At 67.1% G+C, this 16,785-nt stretch carries 18 protein-coding genes; 13 read left to right on the top strand and 5 right to left on the bottom strand.

Annotated features, from left to right (window positions below; translation table 11 throughout):
- Nucleotides 1-84: 84 nt before the first annotated feature.
- The 6 genes from AC2VOG_RS15080 to deoC all read left to right on the top strand — a co-directional run bounded on the left by AC2VOG_RS15080 (nucleotide 85) and on the right by deoC (nucleotide 4,041).
- Nucleotides 85-1,404, top strand: coding sequence for a DUF445 domain-containing protein (locus AC2VOG_RS15080; protein ID WP_486940690.1), 1,320 nt, complete (start codon nucleotides 85-87; stop codon nucleotides 1,402-1,404).
- Nucleotides 1,405-1,510: 106 nt separating this feature from the next.
- The gene (locus AC2VOG_RS15075) at nucleotides 1,511-1,903 is read left to right on the top strand and encodes a helix-turn-helix domain-containing protein (RefSeq protein ID WP_486940688.1); all 393 of its coding nucleotides are present in this window, start codon (nucleotides 1,511-1,513) and stop codon (nucleotides 1,901-1,903) included.
- Between the two features lie 72 nt (nucleotides 1,904-1,975).
- Complete coding sequence (locus AC2VOG_RS15070) at nucleotides 1,976-2,593, top strand: heparin-binding hemagglutinin (protein WP_486940687.1); 618 nt, start codon at nucleotides 1,976-1,978, stop codon at nucleotides 2,591-2,593.
- 134 nt (nucleotides 2,594-2,727) lie between these two features.
- The gene (locus tag AC2VOG_RS15065; protein WP_486940689.1) at nucleotides 2,728-2,949 is read left to right on the top strand and encodes a DUF2516 family protein; all 222 of its coding nucleotides are present in this window, start codon (nucleotides 2,728-2,730) and stop codon (nucleotides 2,947-2,949) included.
- Nucleotides 2,950-2,953: 4 nt separating this feature from the next.
- The gene (locus tag AC2VOG_RS15060; protein WP_486940686.1) at nucleotides 2,954-3,376 is read left to right on the top strand and encodes a DUF2599 domain-containing protein; all 423 of its coding nucleotides are present in this window, start codon (nucleotides 2,954-2,956) and stop codon (nucleotides 3,374-3,376) included.
- On the top strand, nucleotides 3,376-4,041 hold the full coding sequence (gene deoC, locus AC2VOG_RS15055; protein WP_486940685.1) for a deoxyribose-phosphate aldolase: 666 nt from the start codon (nucleotides 3,376-3,378) through the stop codon (nucleotides 4,039-4,041). Before AC2VOG_RS15060 ends, deoC begins: the two co-directional genes overlap by 1 nt.
- 110 nt (nucleotides 4,042-4,151) lie before the next feature.
- Here deoC and AC2VOG_RS15050 read toward each other — a convergent pair whose 3' ends face one another.
- The 3 genes from AC2VOG_RS15050 to AC2VOG_RS15040 form a co-directional block, all read right to left on the bottom strand.
- Nucleotides 4,152-5,021, bottom strand: a complete 870-nt coding sequence (locus tag AC2VOG_RS15050; protein ID WP_486940684.1) for an LmeA family phospholipid-binding protein — start codon at nucleotides 5,019-5,021, stop codon at nucleotides 4,152-4,154.
- Between the two features lie 271 nt (nucleotides 5,022-5,292).
- Nucleotides 5,293-6,252 carry an LmeA family phospholipid-binding protein gene (locus tag AC2VOG_RS15045; protein WP_486940683.1) on the bottom strand — a complete coding sequence of 320 codons (960 nt, stop codon included), beginning with the start codon at nucleotides 6,250-6,252 and terminating at the stop codon, nucleotides 5,293-5,295.
- Entirely contained in the window at nucleotides 6,249-7,064 is an 816-nt protein-coding gene (locus tag AC2VOG_RS15040) for a carbon-nitrogen hydrolase family protein (RefSeq protein WP_486940682.1), read from the bottom strand. Before AC2VOG_RS15040 ends, AC2VOG_RS15045 begins: the two co-directional genes overlap by 4 nt.
- Before the next feature lie 205 nt (nucleotides 7,065-7,269).
- Here AC2VOG_RS15040 and AC2VOG_RS15035 point away from each other — a divergent pair, with 205 nt between their 5' ends.
- Entirely contained in the window at nucleotides 7,270-9,108 is a 1,839-nt protein-coding gene (locus tag AC2VOG_RS15035) for a hypothetical protein (protein ID WP_486940681.1), read from the top strand.
- A gap of 72 nt (nucleotides 9,109-9,180) precedes the next feature.
- Nucleotides 9,181-9,615 carry an SRPBCC family protein gene (locus AC2VOG_RS15030; RefSeq protein ID WP_486940680.1) on the top strand — a complete coding sequence of 145 codons (435 nt, stop codon included), beginning with the start codon at nucleotides 9,181-9,183 and terminating at the stop codon, nucleotides 9,613-9,615.
- Here the strand turns inward: AC2VOG_RS15030 and AC2VOG_RS15025 are convergent.
- On the bottom strand, nucleotides 9,612-10,121 hold the full coding sequence (locus AC2VOG_RS15025) for a DUF2505 domain-containing protein (RefSeq protein WP_486940679.1): 510 nt from the start codon (nucleotides 10,119-10,121) through the stop codon (nucleotides 9,612-9,614). The genes AC2VOG_RS15030 and AC2VOG_RS15025 overlap by 4 nt on opposite strands.
- 52 nt (nucleotides 10,122-10,173) lie before the next feature.
- Here AC2VOG_RS15025 and AC2VOG_RS15020 point away from each other — a divergent pair, with 52 nt between their 5' ends.
- Both AC2VOG_RS15020 and AC2VOG_RS15015 read left to right on the top strand, forming a co-directional pair.
- Complete coding sequence (locus AC2VOG_RS15020; RefSeq protein ID WP_486940678.1) at nucleotides 10,174-11,232, top strand: UDP-N-acetylmuramate dehydrogenase; 1,059 nt, start codon at nucleotides 10,174-10,176, stop codon at nucleotides 11,230-11,232.
- Nucleotides 11,233-11,279: 47 nt separating this feature from the next.
- Nucleotides 11,280-12,593 carry a L,D-transpeptidase gene (locus AC2VOG_RS15015; RefSeq protein ID WP_486940677.1) on the top strand — a complete coding sequence of 438 codons (1,314 nt, stop codon included), beginning with the start codon at nucleotides 11,280-11,282 and terminating at the stop codon, nucleotides 12,591-12,593.
- Here the strand turns inward: AC2VOG_RS15015 and AC2VOG_RS15010 are convergent.
- On the bottom strand, nucleotides 12,568-13,356 hold the full coding sequence (locus tag AC2VOG_RS15010) for an SDR family NAD(P)-dependent oxidoreductase (protein ID WP_486940676.1): 789 nt from the start codon (nucleotides 13,354-13,356) through the stop codon (nucleotides 12,568-12,570). The genes AC2VOG_RS15015 and AC2VOG_RS15010 overlap by 26 nt on opposite strands.
- Before the next feature lie 195 nt (nucleotides 13,357-13,551).
- Here AC2VOG_RS15010 and AC2VOG_RS15005 point away from each other — a divergent pair, with 195 nt between their 5' ends.
- The 3 genes from AC2VOG_RS15005 to AC2VOG_RS14995 form a co-directional block, all read left to right on the top strand.
- Complete coding sequence (locus AC2VOG_RS15005; RefSeq protein WP_486940675.1) at nucleotides 13,552-14,850, top strand: ROK family protein; 1,299 nt, start codon at nucleotides 13,552-13,554, stop codon at nucleotides 14,848-14,850.
- A gap of 35 nt (nucleotides 14,851-14,885) precedes the next feature.
- Nucleotides 14,886-16,202: a D-inositol-3-phosphate glycosyltransferase gene (gene mshA / locus AC2VOG_RS15000; RefSeq protein ID WP_486940674.1), complete on the top strand. Its 1,317-nt coding sequence runs from the start codon at nucleotides 14,886-14,888 to the stop codon at nucleotides 16,200-16,202.
- 49 nt (nucleotides 16,203-16,251) lie between these two features.
- The coding region (locus AC2VOG_RS14995) for a type III secretion system chaperone family protein (RefSeq protein ID WP_486940673.1) at nucleotides 16,252-16,785 on the top strand (534 nt) is incomplete at its 3' end.

The following is a 16,785-nucleotide window of genomic DNA, read 5'->3' as shown; positions in this document are numbered from 1 at the left end:
GTGGCAGTCGGACTGAACGGGCGACCGGCGTCGGGGCCCAGGCACCGAGCCGATCCGCAGCGTCCCCAGCCAGCGCCCGGGGACTTGGCATCGTTGCTGCCGAGCGACCCGAGCAGAGCGGCGTCTTTCGCCGAGTCGTTCGCTGGAGCCGACCCGCAAGCCGACGCCGAGCGGCAGCGTGCACTGCGCCGGATGAAGGTTGTCGCGCTCGGCTTCCTGGTGGGTGCCACTGCGGTGTTTCTCGGCTGCCGGTGGGCGCAAGCCGACGGCATGACCGCAGCGTGGATCGGCTACGTGGGGGCCGCCGGCGAAGCCGGGATGGTCGGCGCGCTCGCGGACTGGTTTGCGGTGACCGCGCTGTTCACCCACCCGCTGGGCATCCCGATCCCGCACACCGCGATCATCAAGCGTAAGAAGGACCAGCTCGGCGAGGGTCTGGGCACTTTCGTGCGGGAGAACTTCCTGTCGCCGAAGGTTGTCGGCACCAAGATTCGGGACGCACAGATCCCGAGCCGGTTGGGCAAATGGCTGTCGGAGCAGTCGCACGCCGAGCGGGTGGCCGCCGAATCGGCGACGGTCCTGCGGGTGTTGGTGGAATTGCTGCGCGACGAGGACGTCCAGCACGTGATCGACCGGATGATCGTGCGGCGCATCGCCGAACCACAGTGGGGCCCGCCAGTGGGGCGGATGCTGTCCACGTTGCTCGCCGAAAACCGCCAAGAAGCCTTGATCCAGTTGTTGGCCGACCGGGCGTTCCAGTGGTCGCTGAATGCCGGCGAGGTGATCCAGCGAGTGATCGAGCGCGACTCACCGACGTGGTCGCCGCGATTCATCGACCATCTCGTCGGTGATCGCATCCATCGCGAGTTGATGGACTTCACCGACAAAGTTCGTCGAAATCCGGGACATGAGCTGCGCCGTTCGGCGACCAAGTTCTTGTTCGAGTTCGCCGACGACCTACAGCACGACGACGCCACGATCGCGCGCGCCGAGGCAGTCAAAGAGCAGTTGATGTCACGCGACGAGGTCGCAGGCGCCGCCGGGACGGCGTGGAAGACGCTCAAGCGGTTGGTGCTCGAAGGCGTCGACGACCCATCCAGTGCCTTGCGCACACGCATTGCTGGCGCGGTAATTCAGATCGGGGAATCGCTGCGCGACGACGCGGAATTGCGCAAAAAGGTCGATAACTGGATCGTGCGCGGCGCTGAACATGTGGTCGCCCAATATGGGATCGAGATCACAGCGATCATCACCGACACCATCGAACGCTGGGATGCTGGGGAGGCCAGTCGGCGCATCGAATTGCATGTGGGCCGTGACCTGCAGTTTATCCGGATAAATGGAACGGTGGTGGGGTCGTTGGCCGGGCTGATTATCTACGCGATGGCCCAGCTTGTGTTCTGAGGGTGCTTGCAAAAGTTCTTCGCCCTGCTAACGGTGCTTGCAAAAGTTAGCACCTGTTAGCTAGCGTGAGCGCGTCCGTACCGACGAGCCGACGCGAGGAGTAACTGTGCCGCAAGATGAAAACCTTGCTGCAGTGGTGACCACCGCTGCGTCGGATATCGGCAGCTTCATCAGAGCGCAGCGTGAGGCGGCGCAGGTGTCGGTGCGGCAGTTGGCGGAAAAAGCCGGTGTCAGCAATCCGTATCTCAGCCAGATCGAGCGTGGATTGCGCAAACCTTCGGCCGGCGTGCTGAATCAGCTCGCCAAGGCATTGAGGGTCTCCGCCGAGGTGCTCTACGTCCAGGCCGGAATGCTAGAGCCGGGCCCGAAGGGCGAAGTCCGCGACGCCATCGTTGCCGACGCGAAGATCACCGAAGGACAGAAGCAGGTCCTGCTGGACATGTACGCGTCCTTCGCGCAGCAAAACGCGGTTGCCCGGGAGGAGAACACCACTGCATAAACCCGGACGCCCGATTGCAAAACCCTGCATCACAACCCCCGACTTACACCAAGAATGACGAGAGGAATCACCATGGCAGACAACAACCCGTCGATCGACGACCTGAAGGCCCCGCTGCTTGCCGCGCTAGGCGCCGCCGACCTGGCCCTGGCCACGGTCAACGACCTGCTCACCGAGCTGCGTGACCGCGCCGAGGAGACCCGCACCGACACCCGAAGCCGGGTCGAGGAGAGCCGCGCTCGCCTGACCAAACTGCAAGAGGACCTGCCCGAGCAGCTGCGTGACCTGCGCGAAAAGTTCACCGCCGACGAGCTGCGTAGCGCCGCCGAGGGCTACGTCGAGGCCGCGACCTCGCGTTACAACGACCTGGTCGAGCGCGGCGAGGCCGCCCTGGAGCGCCTGCGCAGCCAGTCCGGTCTGGACGACGTGTCGGAGCGTGCCGAGGGGTACGTCGACCAGGCGGTCGAGCTGACCCAGGAAGCGCTGGGCACCGTGGCGTCGCAGACCCGTGCGGTGGGCGAGCGCGCCGCCAAGCTGGTCGGCATCGAACTGCCCAAGAAGACCGACGCGGCCGCCAAGAAGGCCCAGACGGCCGTGGGAAGCGTCGCCAAGAAGGCCCCGGCCAAGAAGGCACCCGCCAAGAAGGCTCCGGCCAAGAAGGCTCCGGCCAAGAAGGTCACCCAGAAGTAGTCTGATCGACCACTCGACTCCGAGTCGCCCGCAGGGGTGACTCGGAGTCGACGTTTCTGGCGGCACCCGCCTACGCTTAGCGGGTGGACTTGGTGAATATCGTCGTTTTCTACCTGAGAGTTGGCGTGCTGCTGATGACGCTTTACGCGTTTGTGCACGCGGCGATGCAGCGACCCGATGCCTACACGGCCGCCGACAAGCTGACCAAGCCGGTGTGGCTGGTGATTTTGGGTCTGGCTGTTCCGCTCGGTTGGATTCTGCAGGTGATGGGAGCGGTGGCCGCGTCGTGCGCGGCAGGCGTCTACTGGGTCGACGTGCGGCCCAAACTCCTTGAGATCCAGGGCAAGTCGCGATAGCGCCATGCGATTCTGCATCCTCGCGGTGGCAGTGATCGGCGTGTTCGGCGCGGCCCCGGCGTCCGCCGATCCGGGTGCGGTGAGCGCCCGCCCCTACTCGCCGCCGTTCGTCGAGCACGTGCAGTGGGCGCATTGGAGCCAACTGTCCAGCCTTCGGGTGTATCCGACGACGTCGGGCCGCGCGGCCGCCAAACGACTCGGATCGCTGAGCCCGGAGGCCGGCGAGGCCTGGGCCGAGGTGCTCAGGTTGGCGCCGCAGGCCGATACTCCCGGTATGCGCGAACAATTCCGCTGCCATTGGGATTTTGCCGAGAATGGCCAGCCCGGTAAGGCCAGCTGGAACCTGGAGCCGTGGCGACCCGTCGTCGACGACGCGACGATGGTCACCACCGGCTGTAATCCCGGCGGCGGGCAGGAGTCGTTTTGATGACATGGACCCGCGATGAAGTCGCCGCCCTCGTCGATCACACCCTGCTCAAGCCCGAGGCCACCGTCGTAGAGGTTGCCGCGGTTGCGCAAGAGGCCGCGGCGCTGGGCGTCTACGCCGTCTGTGTCTCGCCGTCGATGGTGCCGCACGCGACCCTGGCCGGGCTTCCGATTGCCACGGTCGTTGGATTTCCGTCGGGCAAGCACATGCCCGAGATCAAAGCGGGGGAAGCGACGCTGGCCGTGACGTTCGGCGCCAGCGAAGTCGACATGGTGATCGACGTCGGCGCCGCGATCGCCGGCGACATCGAAGCGGTGCAGTCGGAGATCGCCGCGGTGCGCGCGGCAGTCCCCACCGCCGTGCTGAAGGTCATCGTCGAGTCGGCCGCGTTGCTGGCCTTCGCCGATGAACAGACGCTGGTCGCCGTGTGCCGTGCCGCGCAGGACGCCGGCGCGGACTTCGTCAAGACCTCGACGGGTTTCCATCCTGCCGGCGGAGCGTCAGTGGCCGCCGTCGCGCTGATGGCCGATACCGTCGGCGGCCGGCTCGGAGTCAAAGCCAGCGGCGGAATTCGTACGGCAGCAGCTGCACTGGAGATGCTTGAGGCCGGCGCCACCCGGCTGGGGTTGTCCGGCACCCGCGCCGTGCTCGACGCGCTGGGCTAAATGGCCCGGCTCCTCCTCATCGCGCTACCCGCTCTGCATCGTCGCCGGGCGGGCTAAATGGCCCGGCTCCTCCTCATCGCGCTACCCGCTCTGCATCGTCGCCGGGCGGGCTAAAGGTTGGCCAGGCAGGGGTCTTGGCTACCGCCACCGCTCGCGGGAATGGTCGCGTTGGTGCTGGAGAACGCGACCTCCACACCGCTTTTGGTGACCTTGATGCTGTCGGCGTGCAGTCCCAGCGGATAGTTCTTGGTCGCTTTCGACGTCAGGTTGTCCAGGTCATTTTGGACCGACGTGGTCGACATGCTGGAACCCAACGCGGTCAAGCTGACCACCTGCAGCGACAGGCCGTTGTTGACGATTTGCGGCTTGACGGTGGCGCTGTCGAGCATGCCCTTGAGCGAAATAGTGCCCGCGCCCGGGTCGGTGGTGACGTCGCCGCTGACGAACTTGCCCAGCACGGGAATGGCGTCCTGAATCGACTGCTTGATGCCATCCGATGACCAGGAGATCGTCCCGCTGATCGACCCGATCGTGCCCTGCGAGTTCGCGCTGCTGCTCAGCTTGATGTCGCGGATGTCGATGCTGACCTTCATGCCCTTGGCCGACCGAATCTGGTTGCCCGCCGTCTGAACCGAGATGTCGGGGTAGTCCTTGGTCAGGTACTGCCACAACACCGGTGGGAGGGACGCGAAGGACACCTTGGCGCTGTCCTGCACCTCGCACTGCACCGCGTTCGCCACCTTGGTGCTGGCGACATGACGGGCGTACAACTCACCGCCGATCGGAATCGCGATCACCAGCAGCGCGGCGATCAGCAGGATCAACAGCAGCGATGTGCGGTCGGCGAAGAAACGACGTCCACCATCGCCTTTGGTCTCACCCGTTGCCGGCGGGGATCCCGGTCGCGCAAACCGGTTGGTCGGATCCTCATGAGCCGGTGGCGGAGGGCCGGGCTGCCGCGCCCGCGAGTTGGGCGGCATTCCGGGATGAGGCGAGTTCGGTTGCTGCGGTGGGTAATTCGGCGGGGGCGCCGGCTGTTGCGGTGGGCGGCCCGGTGGTCGCCCAGGTTGCTGGGGGCGCGGCACGTCTCTCGCGGAGGGCTGCGGCGGGCGACCCGGGGCAGGGATGTGCCGGGTCGGCGATTCCGACGGCGGCGGCGGCACGCGGCGCGGCGGGAAACCGCGGTTGGGCGGCCCGGCCGGCCGGGACGGGCGGCCGCGCTGCGGCTCGTCGTGCGGGGGGCCTGGCGGGTTAGACATGAGCGAAGCACGGGTCGTTTTGGGCTGCGGGTATCGATGCGTTCTGCGTCGAGAAGTGAGCTGACACGCCGTCGTTGGTCACTTGGACGCTGTCGGCCTTGATGCCCAGCGGGTACTGCTTGAGCAGTGCCGCGGTGAACGTGTTCAGCGCGGTTTGCGCGGTCTCGTGTGGGATGAGTACGCCGAGCGCGTTGACCTTGTAGACCTGCAGTGTGAGCTGGCCGTCGGAGACCTGCGGCTTGACGGTGACGGCGCCGAGCCCCATCGCCCCACTGAGTTCGATCGTGCCCGCGCTTGGGTCGGTCGTGACGCTGTTGACCAGGCCGCCGATGAACGGAAGCGAGTCCTGAATGGTCTCCTGGATGCCGGCCGACGTCCAGGTGATGTTGGCGTCCAGCTTGCCGATGGTGCCTTTGGAATCGGCATTGCCGTGCAGGTCGACATTGTCAATCTCGATATCGGCCTTCATACCTTTGGCGTTGCGGATGTTGTGTCCCGCGGTGTGAATGGTGATGTCCTTGTAGCGACCCATCAGGTGCTGTAGCAGGAACGGGCTCGGCCCGAAGGACGCGGTCGCGCCGTCCTGGACCACGCACTCGGTCGCCGAGGCCACGACATGGTCGGCGCGATTGCGGGCATACATTTCACCGCCGACCAATGCGGCGATGCCCAGGGCCGCCGCGATGACCAGAACCAGCACGATCGACACCGGGTCGCCGCGGAAGCCAAAGCGGCGCTTGGGGTTTTGCGGCTCGACGGCGGCGGGCGAGGTCGGCTGCTCAAATTCTGGGGTCGTCGGGTATTCCTGGACCGGCGGCGGATACGACGGGGAGGTTGGCTGTTGATAGGAGTATTCGGCCTGCGGCCCCGGTTGAGTGGGCGAACTCTGCTCGCCGGGGCGGGCCCACGGCGAGGACGCGTCCTGCTCTGGGGGTCCCTGAGGATTCGTCACCTGCGCGATTCTGCCTTATCACCATGAGCAAACGCTATGTGGTTGCGTAGCACCGCGATTGTCTCGCGGGCCTTGGTCACCTGCTCGAGGTCCAGGTCGGTGACCAGCAACTCCGGCGTTGAGCCCGCCGAGGCCAGCACCGTGCCGAACGGCGACGCCACCAGGCTGCCGCCCACGCCGGTCGGCGCGCTGGAGGCCAGTGGTTCGCCCGGGTCGGCCTGTCCGGCCGCGACCACGTAACTGGTGGAGTCGAGGGCGCGGGCACGGGCGAGCAACGTCCACTGCTCGAGTTTTCCCGGTCCGCCGGCCCACGACGCGCTGACCACGATCAGCTGGGCGCCGGCGCCGGCCAGCGTGGTGAACAGCTCGGGAAAACGGAGGTCGTAACAGGTGGCCAGCCCCACTCCCACTCCGTCGACGGTGATCGCGACAGGATCGTGTCCGGGGGCGACGGTGGCCGACTCGGTGAACCCGAACGCGTCGTAGAGGTGGATCTTGTCGTAGTGGACATCGGTGGCCGGCCCGACCATCAGCAGCGTGTTGTGGACCCGTCCGTCGTCGGCGGGAGTAAACATGCCGGCCACCACGGTGATGTCGGCGTCAAGCGCAATCCGACGTACGTCGTCGGCCCACGGCCCGTCGACCGGTTCTGCGATTGGGGCCAGCGGGGCCCCGAACCGGCACATTGTCGCTTCCGGGAACACCACCAGCGACGCGCCGGCGCCGGCGGCCCGCCCGGCATAGTCCCGCACGGTCTGCAGGTTTTCGGCCGGATCGGTGCCGCTGAGAATCTGGGCGACCGCAATCCGCATGATCGTCAGCTTAAGCGCGTGGACGGTTTGAGCGCGATCGCAAGCGCGGCGGAGCCGGGCGCGGCGGGTCGCGCGTGGACGGTTTGAGCGCGATCGATGAAGTCGGCGTCAACCAGGTCGGCGCGCGCTACTCTCTTCGACACAGATACAATAAATTTTTGACCTCGGACCAGGGTGGTATTCGGGGGAGCTTGGGAGCCTCGGGATGGCAAAACACCGCAGCACTCGTCGAAACCCCCGACGCCGCGGCGTTGCTCGCGGCGCCGGTGCGACTCTGGTCACTGTTGTAGGCATCGGCATCGGCATCTCCCAAACCGACGAATCCATTCCCGCGCACCCGCTGAACGCGCAGGCCCGCCTACTGTCCGGTCCGAGCGATACCGGGGTCGACGCATTCACCCTCGGCTCTTTCACCCTCGATCCCTACACCACCCCACTCCTGCTGCCCCAGGAGGGCTGGGCAACGTTCCCTGCCCCGGTCTTTCCGGGCCCGCCGGTGTTCAACATCTCGGGCGGGAACTTGGACGGCATTGCCCTCGCCCCACAAAACTTCGAGGTGTTCAACTCCGGCGGGACGGAAGTCGGGACGATCGGCACCGCCGGCACCATAGTTCAAGTCCTGGGGCAGGACAGTTACGAGTTCACCGTGACCAGCTCGACGCCGGTATTGGGAGAAACCGCCGCGAATCTGCCGGCGGTGGGAACCGTCTACGACATCTTCAACGGTCTCGGCGTGGGGCTCACCGGTGGATACACCTACCAGAATGTCTACGAGGGCACCCCGAGCGGCACCGTTGCCGACGTCCTGGTGCTGCCGACCGGCCAATACAGCCTGTCCTCGCCCGTCACGCTGCCCGGCGGGCGCGCCACCCTCGACCTCGAGTCGCTGTTGGGTCAGAACTTCACCGGGAATCTGCAGCCAGCCGACGCCTTCAGCAATCTGGTGTCGACATCGGGAGACAGCAGCATCGGCCCAGACGCCTTCACGATCAACGTGCCTGGCTTCGACTACACCCTCGACCCCTTCAGCACGCTCCTTGCCCCGGACACCTACAACGCGGTCTCGCCCCTCGCGGGCTTCGCGCCGCTATTTGCCGCGGGTGGCGCTCAGTTCTTCGGCATCTCTGCGGTCAGCCAAGGCTTCAACGTCTACAACAGCAGCGGCACCGAGGTGGGCAGCGTCGACGCCAACGAGTTTGTGCTCCACTTCCTGGGCTTGACCACCACCGAGGAAGTGGTCACCAGTCAACTGCCGCGACTCGGGTTTACCGACGCCAACCTGCCGGCAGTGGGAACGGTGTTCAGCGTGACCAACACGGCCCCGTGGAACATCCCCCAAAAGGACGAGATCTATCTCGCCACCCCGACAACATCCGCCACCGACACCACGGTGGCGTCGTACGGCACCTCGACAGTTGCGGCTCCCTTCAACCTCGACTCGGCCGGCAACGCGGTGATAAACCCGGCCAGCATCTTTGCCCCCCTGGTCGCGGAGCAACCGCAGAACGCCAGCATCCCGCCCCCGTTGCTCGGGGCCCCCGCTACAGACGCCTTCAGTATCGGCCAGACGACCTTCTACCCCGTGACGTCTCTGCTCGCCGAGGGTTACAACAACATCGGTCAAACGATGGGCGGAGCGCCGCTGATGGCCGCCTTCGGCGGGTCGGCCGCCGGCATCAGTCTGGGGCCGCAGGATTTCTACTACTACACCGGCACGGGTGCGGGCGCTCAAGAAGAAGGAGAGTTGAGTACCAGCTTGTCGGTGTTGGATATCTTGTCCTTCAGCAACGCCTCGTTCACGGTCACCGGTTGTGCGAGCTTGATCTGTACGGACGCCCCGGCGAATGGCACGGTCTTCGACGTGTTCAACCTGGGCGGCGGTTTCGAAAACGTCTATGAGGGCACCCCGGGCGGTTCGGTCATCGATACGCTGTGGACGCCGGCCGGGCCGCTCTTCAATTTCGACATCCCGTCACTCGATGCCGCGATCCCGCTCTCTCCGCTTGACGTCATCCCCGCCGGTTTTGACGTGCCGACGCTGTGAACTTCGGCATCTTCGCTCGGGCGGACGTCGGCCGGCGGATCCGTCAGGTCACCGCGATGCCAGAATGTCCCGATGATCGAGTTCACCCTTAAGCGGACGACGACGGCACCGATCGAGGCAGTATTCGACTCGCTCACCGACCACCGTGGCATCGCGAACTATGTGAAGCTTGCCCGGCGCAGCACGCTGGACCGCGAAGGGACTCCCGCCCCCAACGGGGTGGGTGCGGTGCGGCGCATCGAAGCGATCGGGCCCGCGTTCGTCGAGGAGATCATCGACTACGAGCGGCCCAATCGCTACGCGTACAAAATGCTGTCCGGCGCACCCGTCCGCGATCACGTCGGCACGGTCACGCTGCGTCCGGCCGGCAGTGGAACCGAGGTCAGCTGGCACCTGCGGTCGCAGCCCAAAATCCCTGGCCTGGATTGGCTTTTCACACCGGTGATGAAGCGGGTCATCGGCGAACTGCTCAACGGTGCCGTCGACGTCGCCGAAGGCCACGCTTAGGGGGTTCCGCCGATCCACAGCGTGGTGAAGCGTTGTTCGCGGATCAGCAGCTCGACCAGCTGGCTGCCGATGAAGTTCTCCAGCTTGCCGCCGACCAGCGGGATTTTCACCTCGATGGTGGCCCGGAATTTCAGCCTCGCACCACCGTCGCCCAGCGGCTCCAGCACGGCCGTCCCGGTCAGCGATGCCGGCGCGCCCAGGATCGAGCCACTCACCGTCGCTGTCGCCGACCCGTCGACGATCGGTTCCCAGCGCTCCTCGCGGCGGATGCGCAGATCTCCGCGGTGGAACTGGGTGACCACGGCGGGCATTCGGTCCGCCCGCAACGCCTGGGTGGTGATCACGTCGACGGTGCCGTTGACGTCGACATCCATAGCATCCAGCGTCGAGTCGTCGGCACCCGAATCGGCCAGCCGGGCAAGCCAGTACTGCTCGTCGCTGAACGCCCGCAGAACCGATTCGACGGTTTCCGCGTAGTCGGTGGACATGTCGAACGAACGCGGCATAGCAGGTCAGGCTACCGTCAAGAACCAGATAACCGGGTTCGAAGGGGGCACCGTGGGAACGGGTTTCGCCGGTGCGCGCGTCGACGAGGACGTGCCGCTGGCGCCGTTGACCACGCTGCGGGTCGGCCCGGTCGCGTCGCGGGTGATCACCTGCGCGAGCACCGGCCAGGTGGTCGCGACGCTGCGTCAGCTCGACGGCCAGGGGTCGGGGCCGCTGCTGGTGTTGGCTGGCGGCTCGAACGTGGTGATCTCCGACGCGCTGACTAACCTGACCGTTATCCGGTTGGCCAACAACGATATTCACGTCGACGGGAATTTCCTGCGCGCTGAGGCGGGCGCGGTATGGGACGACGTGGTGAGCGCGGCGATCAACGCCGGCCTGGGCGGGCTGGAGTGTTTGTCCGGGATCCCCGGGTCGGCGGGTGCCACCCCGGTGCAAAACGTCGGCGCCTACGGTGTCGAGGTGGCCGACACCATCACCCGGGTGCGACTGCTCGACCGGCGCAGCGGCGACGTGCGCTGGGTGCCGGCGCAGGAACTCGGTTTCGGCTACCGGACCAGCGTGCTGAAACACTCCGATGCCGCCGTCGTTTTGGAGGTGGAGTTCTCCCTGGAGGCCTCCGGTCGCAGCGCGCCCCTGCGCTATGGCGAACTGGTGAGCGCGCTCGGCGCGACTGCCGGTGAGCGCGCCGATCCTGCTGCGGTACGCGACGCGGTGCTCGCCGTTCGGGCCGCCAAGGGCATGGTGCTCGACCCGGCCGACCACGACACCTGGAGCGTCGGGTCGTTTTTCACCAATCCTGTTGTCACGCAGCAGCTTTACCAAAGTATTGCGGACCGGGCCGATCGGCCGGTGCCCAATTACCCGGCTCTGGGTGGCGTCAAGCTGGCTGCGGGCTGGCTGGTCGAGCAGGCCGGCTTCGGCAAGGGCTACCCCGACGCCGGTGCGCCCTGCCGGCTGTCCACCAAACACGCGCTGGCGGTGACCAATCGCGGCGGGGCCGGCACGGCGGAGGTGTTGGCGTTGGCCCGTGTCGTGCGCGACGGGGTTTTCGACGTGTTTGGCGTCACACTGGTACCCGAGCCGGTCCTGGTCGGCTGTTCGTTGTGAGACGCGCGCCGAATGAAGGGCGCCGTTTCCGCCGGTATCTTGATGTCGTGACCACTGAGCGCGCGCCGGTCACTCGGCGCCGAGCCCTGACCACCCTGGTGGTCGGCGTCGTCGCGCCCAATGTGCTGGCGGCCTGCGTCGGTGGGTCGACCAAGCGAGCGGACAAGGCGAAACAGCCGGCCGCCGCCGCGCTGACGTTCCGGCCGGCCGACAAGGCCACCAAGGTGCTGCCGACCGCGCCGATCAGCATCGAGGTGCGCGACGGCTGGTTCCAGCACGTTGCGCTGGCCAATCCGGACGGCAAGGTCGTCGCGGGCGTGCTGAACCGGGACCGCACGCTCTACACCCTCACCGAGCCGCTGGGGTACGGCTCGACCTACACCTGGACCGGCGCCGCGGTGGGTCACGACGGCAAAACCGTCCCAGTGCACGGTGAGCTCACCACCATCTCGCCAACCAAGGTGATCGACGGTGGATTCCAGCTCGCTGACGGCCAAACCGTCGGCGTCGCGGCGCCGATCATCATTCAGTTCGACGCACCGATCGCGGACAAGGCTGCCGTCCAGCGAGCGTTGACGATCACCACCGAGCCGCCCGTCGAAGGAAGTTGGGCCTGGCTGCCCGACGAGACGCAGGGCGCCCGGGTGCACTGGCGCAGCCGCGAGTACTACCCGGCCGGCACCAAGGTCAACGTCGACGCCAAGCTCTACGGGCTGGCTTTCGGTGACGGCGCCTACGGCAAACAGGACATGAGCCTGAAGTTCGACATCGGCCGCCGCCAGGTGGTGAAGGCCGAAGTCTCGTCGCACCGCATCCAGGTGATCCGCGACGAGGGTGTGATCATGGACTTCCCGTGCAGCTACGGCGAAGCCGACAAGCCCCGCAACGTGACCCGCAACGGCATTCACGTGGTCAGCGAAAAGTATTCCGACTTCTACATGTCCAACCCGGCCGCCGGCTACAACCACATCCACGAGCGCTGGGCGGTCCGGATCTCCAACAACGGCGAGTTCATCCACGCCAACCCCAACAGTGCCAGTGCGCAGGGCAACACCAACGTCACCAACGGCTGCATCAACCTGTCGACGGCCGATGCCGAGCGGTATTTCGGCAGCGCGATCTACGGTGACCCGGTCGAGGTGACCGGCAGCACGATCGAACTGTCCTACGCCGACGGCGACATCTGGGATTGGGCCGTCGACTGGGGCACCTGGGTGGGCATGTCGGCGCTGCCGCCGCCGAGCGGTGTGAGGCCGTCGCCGGTGTCGATTCCGCGCAGTGCGCCGGCCACGCCGGATGACGCGCCGACCTTGTCGGGTACCCCGACCACGACGGTTAGTCCTGGGCGGCCCGGCGGTTGAACCGGCTGCCCGGCGCTTGATCGCGGGGCCGGATCACAATCTGGTCGAGGTTGACGTGCGGTGGCCGCGACGCCACGAAGCCGATCACCTCGGCGACATCACCCGCGGTCAGCGGCGTGATCCCCTGGTAGACCGCGTCGGCGCGGTCCTGGTCGCCGTCGAAGCGCACCAACGAGAACTCCGTCTCGACCGCTCCTGGCGCAATTTCGGTGAGCCGCACCGGCTTTCCGAGCAGTTCGCCGCGCAGCGTGCGGTGCAGCGCCCCCTGCGCGTGCTTGGCCGAGGTGTAGCCCGAGCCGTTGTCGTAGGTCTCCAAGGCCGCAATCGAGGTGACGGTGACGATCAGGCCGTCGCCGGAGTCGATCAGCTTGGGCAACAGCGCGCGGGTGACCCGCAGCGTGCCCAACACATTGGTCTCCCACATCCAGCGCCAATGCTCGAGATCGGCGTCGGCCACCGGCGCCAGACCCTTGGCGCCGCCGGCATTGTTGATCAGCACGTCGACCCGTTTCAGCCCGGCAGCCAACGCGTCTACCGCCGCGCCGTCGGTGACGTCGGCCACAACTGCCGTGCCGTCGATCTCAGCGGCCAGCGCAGTGATCCGGTCGGCCCTACGTGCCACTGCGACAACGTGAAATCCTTGCGCAGCAAGGATTCTCGCGGTGGCATCACCGATTCCCGAGCTGGCGCCGGTGACGACCGCGACAGGTTGCTCGTCGTGCCGGTGGTCGAATGGCCCCGAACGCGGATCAGTGGAATTCATCTCAACGACTCTAGTAAGCGTGCTAAATTCCTGAAGTGATCTCCAGCACCTTGTTCGGCTTTCGGTCCGCGTGTTGTCGCGCGGGCTGCGCGTGTTGTTGCCGCGCAACCAGCCGCTCCTGAGCTGACGCGCCAAAGCGCTCGCGACGGTGTGCGGCTTCCAGACCGCCATCGGCCCTCGAACAAGGAATCGCACATGCGCTCAACTCCTTCGACCTCCCATCAGCACAACCCGCGCGCGGCCGCCCGCCATCGTGGACTCGGGCGCCACCGGGTGGTGGCACCCTCGCTGCAACTTTCCGATGCTGCCGCGTCCGCGGTGTTCCGGGCCGTGCGGTTGCGCGGCCCGATCGGCCGCGACGTCATCGCCCAGGCCAGCTCGCTGTCGATCGCGACGGTAAACCGCCAGGTCACGGCGTTATTGGAGGCCGGCATCCTGCGGGAGCGCGCCGACCTTGCGGTTTCCGGGGCTATCGGGCGTCCCCGCGTGCCCGTCGAGGTCAACCACGAACCGTTCCTGACGCTGGGCATTCACGTCGGGGCCCGGACCACCAGCATCGTGGCCGCCGACCTGTTCGGCCGCACCCTGGACGCCGTCGAAACTCCGACCCCCCGCACCGCGCAGGGTCCGGCGCTGGCCGCGCTGGCCGACGGCGCCACCCGCTACCTGCGGCGCTGGCACCGCCGGCGCGCGTTGTGGGTTGGCGTCGCGATCGGCGGCACGGTCGACGCCGCCGGCGGTCACGTCGACCACGCCCGCCTGGGGTGGCGGGACGCGCCGGTCGGTCCGGTGTTCGCCGAGGCGTTGGAACTGCCGGTGTCGGTCGCGTCGCACGTCGAGGCGATGGCGGCCGCCGAACTGCTACTCGGCATGCGCCGCTTCGGGCCGAACTCCTCGACCAGCCTCTACGTCTACGCCCGCGAGACCGTCGGCTACGCGCTGATGATCGACGGCCGGGTGCACAGCCCGGCCAGCGGACCGGGCACGATCACCAATCTGCCCGCGCACTCGGAATTACTTGGCGGCTCTGGGCTGTTGGAGTCGACGGTCAGCGACGAGGCGGTGGTGGTCGCCGCGCGCCGGCTGCGTATCTTGCCGCCCCGCAGCGTCGCGGCCAGCAGCACGGTCACCGACGTGCTGAAGGCCGCCCGCAGCGGGAACCAGCAGGCCCAGGAGTTGCTCGACGAGCGGGCCCGCGTGCTCGGCGAATCGGTTGCGCTGCTGCGTGATCTGCTCAACCCCGACGACCTGGTTGTCGGCGGGCAGGCGTTCACCGAATATCCCGAGGGCATGGCGCGGGTGGAGGAGGCCTACAAGGCTCGCCTGGTGTTGCCGGCCCGCGACATCCGGACGACCGCGTTCGGTAACCGGGTGCAGGAAGCTGGTGCCGGCATCGTGTCGCTGGCCGGGTTGTACGCCGACCCGCTGGGTGCCATGCGCCGGGCCGCCCGCCCAGCGCCCGGCTACGAAGTTGACGTCGAGACACCCGCCTGACCTGGGATTCCACTGGGTGCTGCAAAGATGGCCGAGTGGGTTCTTCTGATCTGACCAATCCGCGCCGCGTCGCGGTGCTGGCAGTGCACACGTCCCCGCTGGCGCAGCCCGGCGTGGGGGATGCCGGCGGGATGAACGTCTACGTGCTGCAGAGTGCGCTGCACCTGGCCCGCCGTGGCGTCGAGGTGGAAATTTTCACCCGGGCGACTGCCTCCACCGATCCGCCCGTCGCGCGGGTGGCGCCGGGCGTACTGGTGCGCAACGTCGTGGCCGGTCCTTTCGAGGGCCTGGACAAATACGACCTGCCGACGCAGTTGTGCGCGTTCGCGGCCGGTGTGCTGCGGGCCGAGGCCGCCCACGAGCCCGGCTACTACGACATCGTGCACTCGCACTACTGGCTGTCGGGTCAGGTCGGCTGGCTGGCCCGAGACCGCTGGTCGGTGCCGCTGGTGCACACCGCGCACACCCTGGCTGCGGTCAAAAACGCCGCGCTGGCTGAGGGCGACATCCCCGAACCGCCACTGCGGACGGTGGGTGAACAGCAGGTGGTCGACGAGGCCGACCGGTTGATCGCCAACACTGACGACGAAGTGGCGCAACTGGTTTCGCTTCACCACGCCGACCCTTCGCGCATCGACATCGCGCATCCCGGGGTAGACGTGGAGGTGTTTCGTCCCGGTGATCGCCGGGCCGCGCGGGCCGCGCTCGGCTTGCCTCCCGAGCGGGATGTGGTGGCCTTCGTCGGGCGCATCCAGCCGCTTAAGGGGCCCGACGTGTTGCTGCGTGCGGCGGCCGAACTGCCGCGGTTGCACGTGCTGGTGGTCGGCGGACCGTCGGGCAGCGGGCTGGCTGTTCCCGACGGCTTGGTTCGGCTCGCGGCCGAATTGGGTATCGCCGACCGGGTGTCGTTTTTGCCTCCCCAATCACGGGAAAATCTCGCGGGCGTGTTCCGGGCTGTCGACCTGGTGGCGGTGCCGAGCTACTCGGAGTCGTTCGGTCTGGTGGCGTTGGAGGCGCAGGCATGTGGCACACCGGTGGTCGCCGCTGCGGTCGGCGGTTTGCCGGTGGCGGTGCGCGACGGCGTGACCGGCACGCTGGTGGACGGCCACGACGCCGAGAAGTGGGCGCACGCGATCGACCGCACCTTGCGACTCGGCCCGCACACGCTGGGCCCGGCGGCAGTCGAGCATGCGGCGGACTTCTCCTGGGACAACACCGTGGATTCGCTGCTGGCCGCCTACCGCCGCGCGATGGGCGACTTCACCGCTCGCCGGGTCGTCCGCGGGGTCACGTCGGCGCGGTGGGCCGCGCAGGCCGGACGGCGTCCGTCGCGACGCAAGGCGTGGGCATGACCGGCAACGACGATGACGCCGGTGTAGCCGGCGTGGAGGAGTGGCGACGATGACCGGCACGAACGGCGACAGCGGGGCGCCGATCACCCACGTCCAGCAAATGATCGAAGACGCCCTCGACGCCAGCGAGCTGACCTACACCCGCCACGAGGGCGCCCATGGCGGGCTGCCCGGGCTGATCGTCGAGTTGCCCGGCGAGCGTCGGCTCAAGACCAACACCATCCTGAGCATCGGTGAGCACTCCGTGCGCGTCGAGGCGTTCGTTTGCCGCAAGCCCGACGAAAACCACGAGGGCGTCTACAAATTCCTGCTCAAGCGCAACCGTCGGCTGTACGGCGTCGCCTACACCATCGACAACGTCGGCGACATTTATCTGGTCGGCCGGATGGCACTGGCATCGGTGGACGCCGCCGAAATCGATCGCGTGCTCGGGCAGGTCCTCGAAGCCGTCGACACCGACTTTAATACGTTACTGGAGTTGGGTTTTCGCTCGTCGATCCAGAAAGAATGGGAGTGGCGGGTATCGCGCGGGGAATCGTTGAAAAACCTCGAAGCCTTCGCGCATCTGATCGACGAGGACGAA

The organism is Mycobacterium sp. TH-M11, from assembly GCF_057473725.1.
This window is presented reverse-complemented; position numbering and strand designations above follow the sequence as displayed.